At 60.7% G+C, this 19235-nt stretch carries 14 protein-coding genes; 5 read left to right on the plus strand and 9 right to left on the minus strand.

Going from position 1 to position 19235, the window contains the following annotated elements; translation table 11 throughout:
• Window positions 1-36 precede the first annotated feature (36 nt).
• Genes LDN82_RS14710 through LDN82_RS14720 form a run of 3 tightly spaced genes read right to left on the minus strand, consistent with a single transcriptional unit; the run spans window position 37 to window position 2701 of the window.
• Complete coding sequence (locus tag LDN82_RS14710) at window positions 37-1023, minus strand: Gfo/Idh/MocA family oxidoreductase (RefSeq protein WP_224088064.1); 987 nt, start codon at window positions 1021-1023, stop codon at window positions 37-39.
• Entirely contained in the window at window positions 1023-2114 is a 1092-nt protein-coding gene (locus tag LDN82_RS14715) for a DegT/DnrJ/EryC1/StrS family aminotransferase (protein ID WP_224164747.1), read from the minus strand. The genes LDN82_RS14710 and LDN82_RS14715 overlap by 1 nt, the downstream gene beginning before the upstream one ends.
• Window positions 2111-2701, minus strand: a complete 591-nt coding sequence (locus tag LDN82_RS14720) for an acyltransferase (protein ID WP_224164748.1) — start codon at window positions 2699-2701, stop codon at window positions 2111-2113. Before LDN82_RS14720 ends, LDN82_RS14715 begins: the two co-directional genes overlap by 4 nt.
• A gap of 200 nt (window positions 2702-2901) precedes the next feature.
• On the opposite strand from LDN82_RS14720, the gene LDN82_RS14725 reads away from it, so the two are divergent.
• Window positions 2902-7104, plus strand: a complete 4203-nt coding sequence (locus LDN82_RS14725) for an FtsK/SpoIIIE domain-containing protein (RefSeq protein WP_224164749.1) — start codon at window positions 2902-2904, stop codon at window positions 7102-7104.
• Here the strand turns inward: LDN82_RS14725 and LDN82_RS14730 are convergent.
• A complete protein-coding gene (locus LDN82_RS14730; protein WP_224164750.1) occupies window positions 7101-7538 on the minus strand; it encodes a hypothetical protein in 438 nt (145 codons plus the stop codon). The two genes, LDN82_RS14725 and LDN82_RS14730, sit on opposite strands and share 4 nt — an antisense overlap.
• A 311-nt stretch (window positions 7539-7849) precedes the next feature.
• On the opposite strand from LDN82_RS14730, the gene LDN82_RS14735 reads away from it, so the two are divergent.
• Window positions 7850-8098, plus strand: coding sequence for a WhiB family transcriptional regulator (locus tag LDN82_RS14735; RefSeq protein ID WP_003804966.1), 249 nt, complete (start codon window positions 7850-7852; stop codon window positions 8096-8098).
• A 117-nt stretch (window positions 8099-8215) separates the two neighbouring features.
• On the opposite strand, the gene LDN82_RS14740 is transcribed toward LDN82_RS14735, so the two are convergent.
• Genes LDN82_RS14740 through LDN82_RS14755 form a run of 4 tightly spaced genes read right to left on the minus strand, consistent with a single transcriptional unit; the run spans window position 8216 to window position 16577 of the window.
• Window positions 8216-9685: a PAS domain-containing sensor histidine kinase gene (locus LDN82_RS14740; protein ID WP_224164751.1), complete on the minus strand. Its 1470-nt coding sequence runs from the start codon at window positions 9683-9685 to the stop codon at window positions 8216-8218.
• Between the two features lie 32 nt (window positions 9686-9717).
• Window positions 9718-14574, minus strand: coding sequence for an NAD-glutamate dehydrogenase (locus LDN82_RS14745; protein WP_224164752.1), 4857 nt, complete (start codon window positions 14572-14574; stop codon window positions 9718-9720).
• 57 nt (window positions 14575-14631) lie between these two features.
• Window positions 14632-15936: a P-loop NTPase gene (locus LDN82_RS14750; RefSeq protein WP_224164753.1), complete on the minus strand. Its 1305-nt coding sequence runs from the start codon at window positions 15934-15936 to the stop codon at window positions 14632-14634.
• The gene (locus LDN82_RS14755) at window positions 15933-16577 is read right to left on the minus strand and encodes an SAF domain-containing protein (protein WP_224164754.1); all 645 of its coding nucleotides are present in this window, start codon (window positions 16575-16577) and stop codon (window positions 15933-15935) included. The genes LDN82_RS14750 and LDN82_RS14755 overlap by 4 nt, the downstream gene beginning before the upstream one ends.
• 156 nt (window positions 16578-16733) lie before the next feature.
• On the opposite strand from LDN82_RS14755, the gene LDN82_RS14760 reads away from it, so the two are divergent.
• Window positions 16734-16949, plus strand: coding sequence for a helix-turn-helix domain-containing protein (locus tag LDN82_RS14760; protein ID WP_216924027.1), 216 nt, complete (start codon window positions 16734-16736; stop codon window positions 16947-16949).
• Window positions 16950-16979: 30 nt separating this feature from the next.
• Here the strand turns inward: LDN82_RS14760 and LDN82_RS14765 are convergent, their stop codons facing one another.
• A complete protein-coding gene (locus LDN82_RS14765) occupies window positions 16980-17549 on the minus strand; it encodes a hypothetical protein (RefSeq protein ID WP_224164755.1) in 570 nt (189 codons plus the stop codon).
• Window positions 17550-17694: 145 nt separating this feature from the next.
• Here LDN82_RS14765 and LDN82_RS14770 point away from each other — a divergent pair, with 145 nt between their 5' ends.
• Both LDN82_RS14770 and LDN82_RS14775 read left to right on the plus strand, forming a co-directional pair.
• Window positions 17695-18483: a LysM domain-containing protein gene (locus LDN82_RS14770; RefSeq protein ID WP_224164756.1), complete on the plus strand. Its 789-nt coding sequence runs from the start codon at window positions 17695-17697 to the stop codon at window positions 18481-18483.
• Window positions 18484-18645: 162 nt separating this feature from the next.
• Entirely contained in the window at window positions 18646-19068 is a 423-nt protein-coding gene (locus LDN82_RS14775) for an Rv3235 family protein (RefSeq protein WP_224164757.1), read from the plus strand.
• Window positions 19069-19235: the final 167 nt, after the last annotated feature.

The raw sequence follows: 19235 nt of genomic DNA on the forward strand, positions 1-19235 counted from the left end.
CCAGCCTCCCCCAAAGACGATGCTTGATTTGGCGTATCAGAGGCAGATGACAGAGCCCGACTTCGCCGAGTCCAACACGGCCTCAGCAACCCGCAGGGTCTCCAGGCCTTCCGCCATCGTGACGATATTCATGGACTTTCCGAGGATTGCGTCACGGAACGCCTCGTGTTCCATTTTCAGCGGCTCCCGCTTGGCAAGGGCGAACCGCGTAGAGGATCCCTCGGAGACTCCCCGGAAGGCAGCGACGGAATCCCAGTCCGTCTGGAACGTTCCGTTCTCCACGAAGGTCAGGTCTGCAGAAATGGTGTCGGCGATGAAAGCTCCACGTTCACCCAGAACCACCGTTGTACGTTCCTTCATGGGCGACAACCAATTGACGATGTGATTGGTTACGACACCGCTCTTGAGGTGGCCAATGGCTGTGACCATGTCTTCATGTTCGCGGCCACTACGGGAGGTTGTGTGCGCTACGACGTTCACGAAGTTGCTCTGTGCGAGCCAGGCGGTGAGGTCGATATCGTGCGTGGCAAGGTCCTTGACCACCCCGACGTCGGCGATGCGTGACGGGAAGGGCCCCTGGCGCCGCGTGCTGATCTGGTAGACCTCACCGAGGTCACCGTTCCCGAGCCGCTCGCGAAGGCTTTGCAGCGAAGGGTTAAAGCGCTCGATGTGGCCGACGGCGCCGATGAGGCCTTTGGCTTCGAAGGCCTGGGCAATGCGTCCACCCGACTCGGAATCGTTGGCAATAGGTTTCTCAACGAGGCAGTGGATACCGGCTTCAGCAAGCCGCAACGCCACTTCCTCATGCAGGATGGTCGGTACGGCAGCCACTGCCATATCGATTCCCTGCTCAATCAGTTCCTCGACTGTGTTGTAGACAGTCAGGCCATCAGCAACATTGTGCGGATCGCCAAACGAATCCGCGACAGCAACCAGGTCAACGCCATCAAGCTCGCGGATAACGCGGGCGTGGTGGCGGCCCATCATACCCAGTCCGATGAGGCCTGCGCGGAGGTTTGCCACTAGCTTCCTGCCTTTGCGATGGCGTTGACAGCCGTCACGATGCGGTCCAGATCATCCTGGCTCAAAGACGGGTGCACCGGGAGGGACAGTACGCTGGCTGCGGATTCTTCAGTGACAGGCAGCTCATCCGATGTCTGGAAGGGCGCAAGTCGGTGGTTCGGGATGGGATAGTACACGCCACAGCCGACGTTGTATTCCTCTCGCAATGCCTTGGCGAAACCATCACGGTCCTCGGTAATGCGGATGGTGTACTGATGGTAGACGTGCTCATAGCCCTCGGCTACCTTCGGGGTGATGACGCCTTCGATGTTTGCGTCAAAGAATGCTGCGTTTTCCTGCCGCGTCTTCGTCCAGCCTTCAACCTTTGTCAGCTGGACGCGCCCGATGGCTGCATGAATGTTGGTCATGCGGGCGTTAAAGCCAACCAACTCGTTCTCGTACTGGCGCTCCATGCCCTGGTTGCGCAAGAGGCGGAGGCGACGTTCGACGTCGGCCAGGCCCGTGCTGACCATTCCGCCCTCGCCGGAGGTCATGTTCTTCGTGGGGTAAAGGCTGAACATGGCGAAGTCGCCGAAGGTCCCGACCTTCCGGCCGTTGACAGCGGCACCATGAGCCTGGGCTGCATCCTCGAACACTTTAACCCCGTGCTTCGCAGCCAGCGCGCCAATGGCATCAACATTGAAGGGGTGCCCATAGAGGTGGACAGGCATGATCGCTGCCGTGCGGTCGGTAATCTTCGCCTCAACGGACGCAGGATCCAGCGTGTAGTAATCCGGGTCAACGTCGGCAAAGACGGGCGTGGCTCCGGTCAGCGCCACCGAGTTGGCCGTGGCTGCGAACGTGAACGAAGGAACAATGACTTCGTCGCCGGCGCCTATGCCGGCGGCCAGAAGGCCAAGGTGCAGTCCTGAGGTGCCGGAGTTGACGGCGACAGCTGCGCGGCCGTCCAGAAGTACTTGGGAAAATTCCTGCTCGAACGACGCAACCTCCGAGCCTTGGGCAAGCTGGCCGGAGGCCAGAACTGCCTCTACGGCCTTGCGCTCGTCGTCGCCAATGATGGGTTTGGCGGGGGGAATGAATTCGGGGCTCATGCCTCTACCTCTCGAAGTGTCTCGTTCTGTTCAACATATGTGGCGCCGGTTTCCGGGCATACCCAGTTCCCGCCAACGTTCTGCAGCGGGAAGCCCGCCTTACCGACCCAGCCCCGCCGCTTGGCCGGAACCCCGACCATCAGCGCGAAATCAGGGACATCTTTGGCGACAACCGCTCCGGCGGCTACGGTGGCCCAGCGTCCGATGGTCACGGGAGCGACGCATACGGCACGGGCACCGATGGACGCACCTTCACGAATAGTGACGCCCACTGGCTCCCAGTCGTGTGCACTCTTCAGGCTTCCGTCCGGACCTACAGCACGGGGATAGGTATCATTCGTCAGCACGACTGCCGGACCGATAAATACGCCGGCCTCGAGTTCTGCGGGCTCGTAGACAAGTGCATAGTTCTGGACTTTGCAGTTGTCCCCCATCTTGACGCCGGTGCCGATGTAGGCACCGCGTCCGACGATGCAATTGACACCCAATTCGGCTTTCTCGCGGACTTGGGCAAGATGCCAGATCTTGGATCCATCACCAATTACCGCCTCGTCTGAAACATCGGCGCTCTCTGCAACCACTATCACCGGTGAAGGTCCCTTCTGATTGAGCACACGCGACAACGAGTTTCATCTTAGCCGAGACGCCATGTCCTCGCGTCAAGCCAGCGCCTTGAGCTGGTATCGCCAACAGTTATCCACATAGCCCAGGAAGGGGGCAGCAGGCTGCCCCGGAATTCCATAGCCTCAGTTCTGGACGCTGCGGGAATCCAGGAAGGAATGGGCAAATGATCTTTGAGTGCACACTGGTTCGTGGCCCGAATGCCGCATCACCGGAACCACCGGAAGAACTGACAATCATCGCTTTCGGTGGAATGCCGGGCTTGGAACTCCAGCGGCAATTGCAGGAGGCGCGGGGGGTCGGTCCGCTCTCAGTCGCAGGGGAAGACCTGTCCGCCCTGACTGTCGGACACCCGCCACTCGTGGCCGGGGCCGTACTGGTGGACGGACACTGTCCCGTTGAAAAGTCAGACTCCCCGGCAACGCCGCTCCTGCTCCTGTCCCATACCGGGCCGGGGGCGGGCTCAGTCTTTGCACTCCAGCGCGGTCACCACCACATTGGCCGCGGCGATGTCGACATTCGCATCCCTGATCCAGGCATGTCCCGCGAGCACGCCGTGCTGGAGGTGTCCAGCACCGCATTGAGCGTCACGGACACGGGCAGCCGGAACTCGGTACTTGTTGATGGGGAGCGTGTCCGTGAAAAGACGGTGACGTCGTCTTCGGAAATTCGCTGCGGCAATACAACCTTCACTATCGTTACGCCAAACAGCTCCACTCCCGGGATTCACGCCGACGCCGGCCGTTCCGTTGAATTGCCCCTTGAAGTCCAGCGTCAGACGGGCTCATTGAACCGATGGCCGGTTGCCGTTGCGGCGGGGCTCCCGTTGGTAGCAGGCGTTGGTCTTGCACTCGCAACGGGAATGTGGATGTTCCTTGGCTTTACGGCCGTTTCCGCGCTGGGCCTCCTTGTTCCGATAATCACCGGAAGGAAGGGACGCCGGGAGTTCAGGCTTGCCGTCGCAACGGCGGCCTTGCAGGACGCCCAACGCCGCCGCCGATGTTCGCCGTCTGCTGCAGAGATCATCGTTGCCACCATGGTCCCGGCGGCAGGCTTGGTCCTGAACCCTCCGGCACCGCCAACATTGCCCGGCCCCGTGGCGGGGTCGCCCGATGCGTCACCACCACGTCCGGCCGCCGGCTCGGGAACGTGCGTCCGGCTAGGTACGGCGCCCACCCTGGCCAATGTGCGGATCGTCCCCGCAGATCCCCATTTCTGTCCACCGGCAATCGGAGCCATGCCAGTAACGCTGGGCGTGCACCCCGCGACTGTTGCCTTGCACGGCCAGGCCGAGCACGTCGATGCCCTGATCCGCTTTATCATCATGCAACTGTCAAGTTTCCCAGGATCGTCGGCCACACCGATTATTCTTTTGGGACCGATAGGGCGCCTGCCTCTCAGCGCCCGGTTCCTCCCGCACCTGACGCTTGCCACAAATGATGCGGCCGCGACGGCAGCTCTACGAAGGTCGAAGGGAAACAACAATGGCAGGCTCATAGTTCTCGATGACTCGCCGGGCGGAGATGAGTGCAATACCAAACTCCTGGACGCCGCCTTGGAGGCTTCATGGCAGGTGTTGCGGCATTCCGGCCACTACCCCGGACCCAACGGTCCGGTCATTGAGATAGGACAGTCTGGAACATCCGCCAATTTACAGGTCCCCGGTGGCCTGCAGGAGTTCATCCCGGACTTGGTTCCACTGAAGGCCTTCGAACAGTTCTGCCGCACAATGGCGTCCATCCCGCACCGGGAAGGCCCTGCCGAGGACGCCATTCCAGAATCATGCTCTTTGAATGACCTGCTTCCAGGCGGACCTCGAGGCATACTCCGGCGATGGGTTGGCGGGAACGGGCCAAACGAGCTCCAGGCAATTCTGGGGCAGGGCCAAGACGGCCCCTTGACGTTTAGCTTCCATATTGATGGACCCCATCTCCTGGTAGCCGGAACTACAGGCTCCGGGAAATCGGAACTCCTGCGGACGATAGTGGCATCCATGGCCCTGAATCACTCGCCAGACGAGGTGACATTCCTGTTTGTCGATTTCAAGGGAGGCTCCGGACTACGCCCTTTACGTGGGCTTCCGCACTGCGTGGGCCTTCTTACTGACCTTGGAAGTCATCATCTTGACCGCGTGCTTACTTCCCTGCGGGGCGAGATCCGCCATCGCGAGGAGTTGTTCGCGGACGCTGGGACTTCAGACTTGGCTGCATACCAACGTTCAGCTGCAGCTACAGGGGCGGCGATCCCCCACTTGGTCCTTGTTGTAGATGAGTTCCGAATGTTGGTCGACGAAGCCCCCGGAGCCCTTCGTGAGCTGATGCGCGTTGCCGCCATTGGACGGTCCCTCGGCATTCACCTGGTCATGGCCACACAAAGGCCACAAGGTGCGCTGACCGCCGACATCCGCGCCAACGTCACTTCAAGCATCGCACTGCGTGTTCAGTCGGATGCAGAATCAATGGACATCATCAATTCCAAAGCCGCTGCATCCATCGGCGTCGGCGTTCCCGGGCGGGCGTATCTTGTAAGGGCCACCGGCAATCCAGAGGAATTCCAGACGGCGTCCCTTGCTGTGCCAGCCACCGTCAGCCGGGCCCCGGAGGCAGCAATCGTTCAGTCGGCCGTTGGGGCCTTGCACTCTCCGCAGGACAAACAGCCAATGATCGGGAAGTCCACGGCACAGTCGGAAACAAGGGCCGAAGCGGTGGTCTCGGCAACCCGAACCGCCTGGCGCTCCCTGGGGCGGGCTGACCCCAGGCAACCTGTAGCCCCACCTTTGCCGGTGTCCATTGGGTGGAATGAAGATCTGTCCGCTTTCGGTATGGCGGGCAAGGACGTTGAAGACGCACCGGACGGGTCCATGACCCCCGTAGGTCCGTTGGGGATCGTGGACAGACCGGAACAGCAGTCAGTGGAGGCCCTGCAATGGTCGCCTTCCGACCATGGTCATTTCGCCATGATCGGCAGCAGTTCCAGTGGAATGCACGAATGCTTCAAGGCTGCATCGGCGATGCTGGCAGCACATGGAATCCCACCGCATCTGTACATCCTGGATTCAGTTGGAATGCTGGGAAAGCTCCGTCCAGACGGCAGCTATGGCGCCACACTGGGCCTGCATCAGCTGGCATTGGCGGTACGGGTCCTTGAGCGGCTCGCTGAAGAAATGGCACGTCGACGCGGGGCGGGCGAGGATGTGTCCACACGGCCCCGTTTGGTCCTGGTGGTTACCGGCTTTTGCTCATGGGCCGCAGCGCTCCGATCAGGGCGTTTCGCGTGGGCCGAGGATCTCTTGAGGGACATCGTCCGGGACGGGACACCCCTTGGCATCACAGTCCTGATCTCCGGCGAACGCGAACTCGTCAGCTCACGATTTTTCGCCGCAATCCCAAACCGGGCATTTTTCCCAACGGGCGCCACGGAAGAATCGCGCTTTCACTGGCCACGCCTTCCCGAAGTCGAGTCTGTCCCAGGGCGCGCTGTTGCCATGGGTGGATTTGTTCAGGGCGCAACCACGGTGGTTCATTTCCGCACTGCACCCATCCGCACTGCACCCATCCGCACTGAACCAAGCAGGAATGACTGGCCGTTCGTTGATCTTCAACCTTCATCGGAACCACCCTTCCGGGTCCGGCCCCTCCCCGAATACCTCAGCACGTCTGCTTTCGTTGCCGCGATGGCAGCTGTCCCAGGACCATCGGGGCGATCCCCGGGATCGGCGCAGTCTGGCAGCAACCGCATTGCACGTGAAGACGAGGACGGCGCGACATCGCCGGACTCCATTCCCTTGTGGATCGGCCTTGGGGGCGACGAATCGGTTCCCGTGTCATTTCCCCTTGGGCGGCGTGGTGTCAGCATCATTATTGGAGGTCATGGCTCCGGCAAGACTTCGGTGCTGACATCGCTGATGGCCCTTAATTCCCAGGTTCCGTGGATCTTCCCGGCAGCTGGAACTACCACGGGTGCTTTCTGGGCAAGCGTGGCCCGTTCTGCCACCACTGGGTCGCTGGATCCTGCGAGCATCCTCTGTGTCGATGACGCCGATCTCCTGGATCCGGAGGGGCGCGCAGCTCTCGCCGCCCTGGCTGGCCGGACACGAGGAATGATCATGACTGCCACGACAGGTCCAGCATTGCTTCAACGCTTGCCACTGGCTGCAGAGGTCCAAGCCAATGGCAACGGCCTGATTCTGGCTCCGAGGACTCCCCTGGACGGCGACATCCTCGGCGTGAGGCTGGAAATAGAAAACCCGCCGCGTGCCGGTCGGGGCGTGATCGTCCGGGGAAACCGCGCGGTCCAAGTGCAGGTGGCGTTCACCACCGACTCCATGACGCACATCAGGAGCATCGAAAGCCAGGGCGGCATTCGCTAGAGCGCGCCCTGCGTCCCTCCCGCTCGCGACGCATATGCGATGACACGCTTTTGGAAGAGAAACACGATCGCCGCCAGCGCAGGCAAAATCATGGCCAACCCCGGCAGAACCAAGCCGCCGGTCATGGTTGGGAAACCGATGGTAAGGACGAACAACTGAGCCACCAAGGCGGCCGCTCGGGTCCATCGGTAACCGCGGAACAGGAAATGGCCCACAGCGAACAGCCAGGCCGAGAAGGCCAATAGGAGGCCCAGCGTAAAGACCGCTCCCCAAAACGTCAGGACAGGGGCTCCGGTCAACAGCTCGAAGGCGTACCAAGCCGCAGCACCAAGGAGGGCCAGTGCTTCCAACACGACAACGATGGAAATAACCAGGATTCCAGGAGGCTTCTTGCCTCCGGATTCCAGTCCCTGAGTTATGGGTCCCTCAGGCACAGGTCTAACTGGACCGTTGCTTCCATCTGATCCAGAGTTTGGTTGGGCCGGGTTAACAGGAGGTCTTGACACACTGGCACCCTACCGGACATAGTCATCTAGCAGTGAGGGCACTGGCGGCTGATGTGATGCATCGCTCACGGATTCAGGGCATTTCAACGACTAATACCCCTTGTTTACAAGGCGTTAACATGAAACGCTTGACTCAGACGACCAAGGGGGCCCATGCGGGCCCCTTTCCTTTGGAGCCTCTCGTGAATGTTTTCACAAAAGGCTCAAACTAGTTCTCACGAATGGAGTGACTGATCAGCATGGATTGGCGTAATCGCGCAGCCTGCCTCGACAAGGACCCGGAGCTCTTTTTCCCAGTCGGCAACACGGGACCAGCACTTCTGCAGATTGAGGAAGCAAAAAGCGTTTGCCGCCGGTGCCCGGTCGTGGACACTTGCCTTCAATGGGCTCTGGAGTCCGGCCAGGATGCAGGCGTCTGGGGTGGCATGAGCGAGGACGAACGCCGTGCACTCAAGCGTCGCGCAGCACGGGCCCGGCGCGCTTCTTAGCAGCTCGCTTCCCAGCAGGCAGTACAAGCACCAACGCGGAAGGCCGCGGACCAACTGGTCCGCGGCCTTCCGCGTTTAAGACAGCTGCCTGCTAAACCCCTCCACCTCCGGAAGGCGCTAAGCGCGCGCGAGGTTCAGGACAATTTCGACGGCGGTCCCGCCGCCCTCCCTGGGGCTCCATTGAATGGATCCGCCAAGCTCACTTGTGACCAGAGTACGCACGATCTGCAAACCCAGGCCTTCCGTGTATTGCCCGTCCGGCAACCCAACACCATCATCGGCAATAGTTACTGTCAGGAACTCGTCATTTCCGTCTCCCGCTGCACGGTCAGCGAGCAACCAAACGGTTCCCGTGCGTCCCTCCAAACCGTGCTCAACAGCATTAGTGACCAGTTCGTTGATGACCAGGGCCAGGGGCGTTGCGAAATCGCTGGGGAGTTCACCGAACATCCCGGATCTTTCGGTGCGTACTTGCTGGGAAGGTGAAGCGACTTCGGCAGAAAGCCTGAACTGGCGGCCAATGAGTTCATCGAAGTCGACGCTTTGAGTCAGACCCTGGGACAGGGTCTCGTGAACAAGCGCGATGGTGGCCACGCGACGCATGGCCTGTTCCAGTCCCTGTTTTGCTTCGTCGCTGACCATCCGTCGGGACTGCATACGCAGCAGGGCGGCAACGGTCTGGAGGTTGTTCTTGACTCGGTGGTGGATCTCGCGGATCGTCGCGTCCTTGGTGACCAGCTCCATTTCGCGGCGCCTCAACTCGGACACGTCGCGGCACAAAACAAGGGCGCCAAAGCGATGTTGCTCGTCGCGCAAAGGAATGGCACGCAGGGACAGGCTAACCCCCCTGGACTCAATTTCGCTGCGCCATGGCATTCGGCCAGTGACAACCAACGGCAGCGTCTCGTCCACCATGCGCCGATCCTTCAGCAATCCCGCCGTCACTTCAGCGAGGGAACGTCCTTCCAGGGACTCAACTTCGCCCAGCCGCCGGAAAGCAGATACGCCGTTGGGACTTGCATACTGCACAATGCCTTCAGCGTCGAGCCGGATGAGTCCGTCCCCCACACGCGGGGCGCCTCTGCGTGATCCGGTTGGCGATGCGAAATCCGGCCACAACCCCAGAGTTCCCATGCGAAGGAGGTCGTAGGCGCATTGCCGGTACGTGAGTTCCAGCCTGGACGGCATACGGGAACTGGAAAGATCCATATGGGATGTGACAACAGCGAGAGTCCTGCCGTTGCGCACCATCGGCACGGCTTCGACACGCAGCGCCATTTCGCTGCTCCAGCTCGTCTCACTGGAGCGTTCAATGGAGCGGCTGTTCCAGGCCTTTTCCACGAGTGGACGAAGATCCGAGCGGATGCCCTCACCCACGAAGTCCGCGTGAAACACCGTATGCGATGTCGACGGACGTACGTGGGCGAGGGCGATGTACCCAAACTCCGGATGGGGAAACCACAAGGCGAGGTCTGCAAACGCCAGGTCGGCGACCATTTGCCAATCGCCTACCAGGAGGTGCAGCCATTCAGCATCTCCAGGCCCGAAATCAGCGTGTTCCCTGATGGGGTCTGTAAAGATTGCCACTGCACCTCCATTTGCGACGCGGGGACCAGCCCCTAGCGTCGAACGATTGACCTCAAGAGCCTTAATGCTACCGATAGTGAAGCCATGTCATCGGCTTCGAGGGAATTGACCTCATCAAACATGGTCTTCGCCCGTCCAAGTTGTTCGGCATTCAGGCCTTCCCACGTCCTCAGGCGATCTTCGGCCGGGGTGCCGGGCGTGCTCGACTCAAGAACCGACGTCGTCATATCTGCGACGGTTGAGTAGAGATCGTCCCGGAGCGCGGCACGGGCAAGTGCCTGCCAGCGGTCGTCGCGGGGCAGGGCGCTGATCCGTTCCAGCAGCGAGTCCACGTGGAAGCGGTTGAACACCGTGTAGTAGACGTGCGCCACTTCCTCGACGCTGTTGGTCCCGGTCTGGGCAATCCTTGCGATGTCCAGCAAGGCATAGCTCTCGAACAGCTCCGCCCACCTGTGGGCCAGGTGATCCGGCAACTCCCAGCCACGGGCCTTCTCCAGCCAGCCGCTGATACGAACTTTGTCATCGCCACGCAGGTAGTCCAGCAATTTGGCCCGAAGCGGCACCATCATCGGCTTGAACGACTTCACGACGTCGGCAATCGGCCGGGACGCCATGCCCTGCCCGAGCACCCATCGGACGGCACGGTCCAGGAGCCTGCGGACATCCAGATGGATTTCGCTCCAATGCTCGGTGGGGAACGACGCCGGAAGGGCATTCAATTCCTCAACCATCGGATCGAGATCGTAGATTTCACGCAGTGCCACGAATGCTTTGGCTACCGCTACCTCGTTGGCAGACGTTTCTTCGATCGCCCGGAAGGCGAAGGTGATGCCACCGAGGTTGATGATGTCGTTGGCCACCACCGTAGCGATGATTTCGCGCCGCAGCGGGTGGGTGTCCAGTTCGGCGTCGAACCTCTCCCGCAACTGCTTCGGGAAGTAGGCCCGGATCGTGTCCTTGAACCACGGGTCGTCGGCCAGGTTGCTGTCCCGGAGGGCAGCCGCCAACTCGATCTTCGCGTAGGCGGCCAGGACGGACAGCTCCGGAGACGTCAGTCCCTGTCCCTGTTCCAGGCGCTGACGCAGTGTCTCGGTGCTGGGCAGTGCCTCCAGGTCACGCTTGAGGTCGGCTGATTTTTCCAGCCAGTCCATCAGACGCTCGTAGCTGGGGCTCCAGTCCGCAACGCGGGTCCTGTCGTTGAGGAGCAGGATGTTTTGGTCGATGTTGTCCTGCAGGACCAGGCGGCCGACTTCCTCGGTCATGTCAGCCAGGAATGCTGCGCGTTCTGTGGACTCAAGCTTCCCGGCCGCCACCATGCGGTCAACGAAGATCTTGATATTGACCTCGTGGTCGGAGCAGTCAACGCCCGCCGAGTTATCAATCGCGTCTGTATTAAGGATGACACCCTGCAATGCGGCTTCAATACGTCCACGTTGCGTCAACCCGAGGTTGCCGCCTTCGCCGACCACCTTGACGCGCAGGTCCTTGCCGTCCACACGGATGGCGTCATTGGCTTTGTCACCTACAGCAGCATGTGTCTCGGTGCTGGCCTTGACGTAAGTGCCGATGCCACCGTTGTACAGAAGGTCCGCCGGGGCAAGCAGGATTGCCCGAAGCAATTCGGGAGGGCTCAGCTGGGTGGTCCCGTCCGGCAACCCCAGGGACTTTCGTACTTGGTCTGACACAGGGATCGTCTTGGCTTGGCGCGGGTAGACGCCGCCCCCTTCGCTGATGAGGGTCCGGTCATAGTCATCCCACGAAGACCGCGGGAGTTCAAAGAGCCTCTGCCTCTCCGCGTACGATGCGGCCGTGTCCGGGTTGGGGTCCAGGAAGATGTGACGGTGGTCAAATGCCGCCACAAGCCGGATATGACGCGAAAGCAACATGCCGTTGCCGAAAACGTCACCTGACATGTCGCCCACGCCGACGACGCTGAACTCTTCGGTCTGGGTATCGAGGTCGAGTTCGCTGAAGTGCCTCTTCACGGACTCCCAAGCGCCGCGGGCGGTGATACCCATGGCCTTGTGGTCATAGCCCACGGATCCGCCTGACGCGAAGGCATCGCCAAGCCAGAATCCATATTCGGCAGCCAATCCGTTGGCTGTGTCTGAGAACGTTGCGGTTCCCTTATCGGCTGCAACCACCAGATAGGAATCGTCGCCGTCGTGGCGGACAACGTCCGACGGCGGGACAAGCCGTTCGCCCTCGACTGTAGTTACGAGGTTGTCAGTGATGTCCAACAAGCCGCGGATGAAGGTCTTATAGCTTTCCACCCCTTCGGCCATCCAGGCGGCGCGGTCAACTGCGGGATTGGGCAGCTGCTTCGCGAAGAAGCCGCCCTTGGCGCCGGTCGGTACGATGACCGCGTTCTTCACGGTCTGCGCCTTCACCAGGCCCAGGATTTCAGTACGGAAATCCTCCCTGCGGTCGGACCAGCGAAGACCACCACGGGCCACCTTGCCAAAGCGGAGGTGGACGCCCTCCACCCGCGGAGAGTAAACCCAGATTTCGAACATGGGGCGCGGGAACGGCAGGCCATCGATGGTAGTGGGATCCAGCTTGAAGCTCAGGTAGCCCTTGTTTTGGAAGAAGTTGGTGCGCAACGTCGACTCAATGAGGTTGACGAAGGTACGAAGCACGCGGTCCGCGTCCAAGGTAGCGACTTGCTCGATAGCTTCTGCCAGGGCAGCTCTTGCGGCACCTTGCTGCTGGGGACGCTTGCTTTCCTCGACGCTGGGATCAAAGCGGGCGGCAAACAAGACCGTCAGACCCCGCGCAACGTCCGGATTGGCCAAGAGCGTATCGGCGATGAACCCAAAGGAGTTGGTATTGCCCATCTGGCGCATGTACTTGGCGTAGGCCCGGAGGACCACTACCTGGCGCCAGTGCATGCCTTCACGAAGCACCAGGCGGTCAAAGTTGTCAGACTCGACTGCCCCTGTGACCGCAGCACCAAACGAGTCAGCCAGGAGATCTCCGGTGGCGAGCGGGTCTATGCCAGCCGGATACTTCAGCCCAAGGTCATACAGGAAAAAGTCGCGGTGATCCGCGGTTTCGATTTCGAAGGGCCGTTCGTCCAGGACTTCGAGGCCAAGGTTGTGGAAGTAAGGAAGGATCTGGCTCAGGCTCTTGGGCTCCATCAAGTAGAGCTTGACCCGCGCATCCTCCTCCAATGCATCACCGGCGCCTTCAGGAAGGTACACGTGGACGCCGGGGCGCAGTTCCTTGCTCGCTTCCCCTGCCCGTTCGGCCTGGGCTCCATACTTTTCAAAGCGTTCGATGTCCTCCAGCGCATCTTCAACCTCGTAGTCCACGCGGTAACCGGGAGGGAATGCCTCAGCCCACAAGGCGGACAGTACTTCAGCGCTCTCCGCGGGACGGTTCTCACGGAGTACCTCGGCGATGCCTTCGCTCCAGGACCTTGAGGCACGCATCAGCCGGTGTTCGAGTTCTTCCACGTTGACATCGGCAAGTTCCGCGGTGCGTGGCAGCCTGATCCTGAAGAAGACGCGCGCAAGGGCCGACTCCGTGATCCTCGCTTCGTAGTCAATGCTCTCAGCTTGGAAGGTCTCGCGTAGTTCCTGCTCAATACGGAGCCTGACGCTCGTGGTGTACCGGTCACGCGGCAGGTAGACCACCGCGGACATGAAACGTCCGTAAATGTCGGGGCGCAGGAAAAGCTTGGTCCGGCGCCGTTCCTGGAGTCGCTGGATCCCAGTGGCCGTGGCCGCAAGGTCTCGGATTTCGATCTGGAACAGTTCGTCGCGGGGGTATGTTTCCAGGATGCCCAGGAGGTCCTTGCCCGAGTGTGAATCCATTGGGAAGCCTGCGTTGCGCAACACCGCATCGACTTTGTCCCGGACAATGGGAATGTTGCGGACCGATCCGGTGTAGGCACTTGTGGCGAAAAGCCCGATAAACCGCCGCTCACCATTGACGTTTCCGGCAGCGTCGAAGCTCTTGACTCCGATGTAGTCCAGGTACGCAGGACGGTGGACGGTTGAGCGGGAGTTGGCCTTTGTGATCACCAGTGCCCGCTTTTCACGGGCACGCTTGCGGCCGGCGTCGGTGAGGTGCTGGATCTGTCGGGTGTTGTCGCCAGCACGGAGCAAGCCAAGTCCGCTGTCCTCACGAAGTTCCAGGACGTCCTCGCCGTCTTCGTTCACGAGGTCGTATTCGCGGTATCCGAGGAAGGTGAAGTTGCCGTCATCCAGCCAGCGCAAAAGGTCTTGCGCCTGCCTGAGTTCGGCAATTTGCTCGGGGTGGGAGACGCTTCCCAGCGCTTCTGCCAGTTCGAGGGCCTTGCTACGCATTTTCGGCCAGTCTTCAACGGCGGCGCGGACATCCCCGAGGACGCGTTGGAGGCCGGCAACCAATTCTGCGCGGGCTTCCTCGCTTACGCGGTCAATTTCGACGGCGATCCAAGACTCCATGTGCGACGAGTTGTCGTTGTCGCCGAGCAGGTGGGCGACGCTGGGCAGTGCCGCAGTGTCGCCACTGGAAATGCCGATATTTGACGGGACCCTGGAAACGCTGCTGAGTTCGCCCGTGACCCTGTCGCGGGTAACCACGAAAAGCGGGTGCATAACCAGCCGGATGGCGCAGTTTTGGCGAACGAGTTCGGCGTTGACGGAATCAACCAGGAACGGCATGTCGTCAGTAGCGATGTAGACAACGTTTCGGTCAGCCTCGACGCCGATTTCCACAATGGCATTTCCAGGTCGCCGGGACTGCGCAACTTTCCTGTGAGTGCTTGCCCGTGCAATCAGCAGCTCGGGCGCATACGCCCGTGAATCCTCCTCTGCGAGGTGCTCATAGTAGTCACCAAAGAAACCCTCACGGACAACTGCTGCATCGGACCGATCCTCCACGCTGGATCCTGACGACATCTACAAACGCCTCCATCACATGTTGATTGCTGCGACTCTGCAGCCCACATGGCGAGCCTAGCGCTTAAGCAGGCCGAAGGCTCTGGTAGATCGGCCAAGGGATTTGGGATTTTGCTGGATAGGTGCACAGACAAGCCCCGCAATGGCTCTTCGCAAGGGAGAGTCGGGCGATGATTCCAACAGGACAGACCCCGACAATAGGGCAGCATCGCACGCTTCCGCGTCTGCAGGTAAGTAGGCATCAATGCCATGTCCAGGCCCGAAGCGCTCCCAGGCCTCGGATAATTGCTGCCTGGGCGAACGGCCCGCCGACGCCCGCTTAACTTTGTTGAGGAGCACGCGTGGTGTTGCGTGCGGAACCGCAGCTTCGAGCTCGGCCAGGCCACGGACCAACCGCGGAACGCCGATCGCGTCGGCAGCCCCCACGGCAAAAACCTCGTCCGCCAGCTCCAAACTGCGTAAGGTAGCGCCATTGCGGCGTGGCGCCATCGTGTCAAAGCTCAATTCCTCATCTGCCTCCAGGCAGAAGCCGGTGTCCACGACAACTACCTCGGCAACCTGCTTGGCCCTTTCAAGGACAAGCGAAAGTGCAGAGGCCCTCAGTTCAGTCCAGCGGTCCGCCCTTGTGGTTCCAGTGAGTACTCGAAATCCACCGCTCTTGGTGAAGACAGGCGTAGCAGCCCGGTCCAGTGCATCCGAATCCAGTAATCCTTGGTCAGCGAGCCTGCAGGCCTGGGCGAGACCAGCCGACTCCTCCAACAGCCCCAGCATGGCCGACACGCTCGCACCATAGCTGTCAGCATCCACAAGAATCACGGACTTGCCTTCGGCCGCCAACTCGGCAGCCATGTTTACTGCAACCAGGGTTCTTCCCGGGGCGCCAGTTGGGCCCCACACTGCTATTACCCTCCCCGTTCCGGCCGCTTCGGTTTCGCGCGGTTCCGGCGCCAACTGGAATCCCGCAGATGAGTCTGCGAAGCCGGCGTCGGGAAATTTGCGGGCGCCAAGCGGCCCACCGTGGCGACCCACTGCATCGGCAATCCTCACGGCAAGGGCAGCGGGCTCAATATCGGTGGACGCAGTTACTACACCAATGGCAGTGAGCCTCGAGATCTCCACCGGGTCCACAGTCAGGGCGAGAATGGACACACCTACGGCAGCCAGCCGATCCACCAATGTAGCGGTTAGTTCTTCGCAGCCTTCCGCGACGACAGCCGCCAGGGCAAGGCCGCTCTGGCAGGCAGCCATCAACTCCGCAAGCTCTGAACACCGGCGGACCACCGTCACGGGGCCATGCAATCGCTCCAGCCCGCCAACCACCGCTTCCTGCGCCTGGCCAACAGTTATGACCGGGATGCTCATTGACTGATGCCCGCGGGGTTCCAAACCACGGATACCTTGGCGGCGTTTGCCTTGGCACCCAGCAGCTTCGGCATCTGTTTGTCCGTAACCAGCACGAGCACGACCGTTGTTTTTGAGGCTCCGAGGGCACCTGAACCCGCTGTTATCTCTGCGATTTCGGCACCAGGCAGCAATAGCTGTGGTTCTTCAAAAGCGTTTTGCGAGCCAGGCATGGCCACCCAGACGTCCACCTTCGCCCCGGGAACTGCCTGCGCTGGAAGTGACTCATCCATTGATATGGCAACAGGCTTGCGGTTCAGGCCGTCAGCCTGCCCGAGGCTCTTCTGTGGAACGAGTTGGCCCTTCTCAATTCTCTGCAGCGCCACCTTGCCCTGGGCAATTCCGCCCTCCACGGTAACGTAGGCGGACTCGACGTCGTCCAAGCGAACCTGGACGATGGTTAGATCCCCCGGCCCCACGGTTTGGCCAACGGCAATGCCCTCCCGTGCGGCATAAACCTGCGTGGTCCGATCAGCGGTGCTAACAACAGAGATGACTCCGGCGACGGATACAAGCATGAGCAGCACTCCCACCAGTAGCCGTGGATCCTTCCAGGATGGCTTCTTCAACCTGTTGCCGGCCCCGCCTGTACTCGGATCCATTCTTCCTGCTCCCCCATTGAAGTTTCATGGCATGGTTGTCCGCGCCGCCTCTTCATTGTTGCCGTGACGCGTCGGAAGCCAAAGTCAAGAACGCCAAATCATGGGAAATTGTGGATAACTGTGCCAAACGGTGCCAACAGATGCCAAAATAGTCGCATGCCCCGATTCCTGACTCTGGCGGACGTCGCCGAACAACTCCAGATAAATTCGCCGCAGGCCTACGCCCTGGTACGCAGCGGTGAGCTGAAAGCCATCCAGGTCGGAGGGCGCGGACAATGGCGCATCGAGGAAAAGATGTTGGAGCAATACATCGAGGAGCGGTATGCCGAGGCCAGCCGCATGATTGAAGAGGCCAAGTCCAAGTCGAGCTAGCGTGGAGGCGCCAAACACGCCTATGAACGGCTAGAGTCCTTGGTTCCCGCTTGAGCACAGGGCCGCAAGTGATGTGAAGGGAATAGTCCTCACGGCAGCCACAGCACCGCCCCGCCGTACCTCGCCCCGTGTATCGGCAAAATCGAAATGGTCCCGTCCGACCCTGTCGATGACACCATGGAGCCTGTGGTCTCCCGCCGGACCGGCGGCCAGCACCACTGTCACCGGCGCCCTGTCTCGGGAGAGCCCCCGGAGGGCGCTGGCAAGACTAATCGAACTTTGGACCTGGGAGACGGGTTTTCTAGCCAATCTTCCGAGTCCGTCGTAATAACTTACCGATGCGCATGGAATGAGCCATTGCCGTCCGTTGTCGTTCAATACGAACCAGTCCCCACCGATGTGGCCCAGGGTTCCCCGGAGGGAAATGCCGCTGCCCAGTACCAATGCGAGCTCAGCTCCGGCGACTCCCCGAAGCCTGTCCGCAAGGTCCAAACCGGCGAGCTCGACCCGCACGCGCTCGGATATTTCCGATTCACGGGCCAAGGTGCGCTCAGCAGAAAACTGCGCTTCCAGATCTTCAAAGAGAGAGTCCCATCTCATATGGTCACAATAGGACCCGTAGCGCGTGGCTCCAACCGCAATCGGATTTTCCCGTCATGATTGGACAAAGTCCTTCGACTGTGCTGAGAATTGGCAAACAGCACCAAATGACATCAAACTGTACTAAAGAGCCGAAAGGGTAAGAATGAGCAGCGATCCACCAAGGATCCGCCACGACGCCGCCTTGGCTAGCGTGCTCCTCGCGCTGGGACTTTTGCTGGTAATCGTTGGGCAAACCCTCTTGGGGCAGTGGCAGATGGATGTGGCCCACGGACAGAGAAGTACGTTCGAGCACCTCCTCGCCCTTGCATCCAGCGCCGCGGGAATTGCCATTGTGTCCTGGTGGATTCTCTCACTTGGCCTCGCATCTTGGGCCGCAGTTCTGCATGGCACGGGAAGGAGCGGCAGCGCCAACGCCATCGCCAAGTTCAGTCCTGCCTTCATGCTGAGGCTGGCATGTGCCGTTCTAAGCCTGAATTTCCTCGGAGTTCAGGCGGCACAGGCAGCCGCAATGCCGGAACCTCAATGGCAAGCCACTTCCAGTGGCGGCACATCCATGGCAGCGTGGCATCCATCAGCTGGCACACAAGGACCCGTGCCCCCTGTGGAGGTTCCAGCGCGAAACACCGAAGAAAGCCATGAGGCAAAGCCAGGGCCTGCCTGGCAGCCACGTCCTCCAATAGTTGAACCCGGCCTCCTGTCGCGTCCGGGCTCTCGCGGGATGACGTTTGGACACCCCGCTGAGGCCGGCATTGTCGTCAAACCGGGTGACACGCTGTGGTCCATTGCCGCAGCCAGCCTTGGACCCTTGGCGACAGACGTTGACATCGCCCTGCATTGGCCGAGTTGGTATTCAGCCAACCGAAGGATCATTGGCGACGACCCTTCGACCCTGCGAGCAGGGCAAGTGCTGCAGCCCCCAACGCCAAGCTAAGGGTCTTCGCCGGCCCTAAAGAATCCGACTGAACTGAACGGCACCCACTCAGGGGCATTCGTTCAAAATGTAAGACCAGTCCCATTGTCATCCCAGACGTAGCAACCTGAGCCAAGCGATGCCCGCGCAACGGCTCACAGAGTGAACTCATGAGGATTGACCATGACTGCTGTAACTGCACGCCGCCACGCAGACCGCCAAAGAACCAAACGTTCCGCAACGAATGCAGGAGCGGACGCTTCTAGCCTTGACGTAAGGCTGGTGGCACGAAGTATCGCTCAAGCTGCAGTAGAAGTACTTGCCGGGACAAGGTCGGCCCTCCAGCTGTCCAGATCCCTCGATGCGCCATGCTTCCTTTCGCTCCAGCATCGGGCCGCACTGACACGCCAACACGCTGCACGTACCCGCGGCTCGCTTCAAATACACAGAAGCCCAATGGTCCGCTCCGTCCGTGCTTGCGCCATTTCAGACTCCATCTACGAGGTCAGCATCGTTGTCTCTGAGGAGCAGCGATCCCGCGCTATTGCCATGAGGTTGGAACAGTCCGAGGGGACATGGCAGGTCACCGCCCTGGAGATTGGCTAAGCACCTTATTGGCTAGGCACCCGATTGGCTGGGCACCCGCTTGGATCAGCGCACGTGACCAGGCACCCGCTTGGATCAGCGCACGTGACCAGGCGCCCCTAAGCCAAGCTGGTTGCCTCAACCTGACGGCAGCGGATCTACGAAAAAAGACCCCGGATTTGTGTCCG

This window comes from Arthrobacter sp. StoSoilA2 (genome assembly GCF_019977195.1).
Lineage (GTDB): Bacteria > Actinomycetota > Actinomycetes > Actinomycetales > Micrococcaceae > Arthrobacter.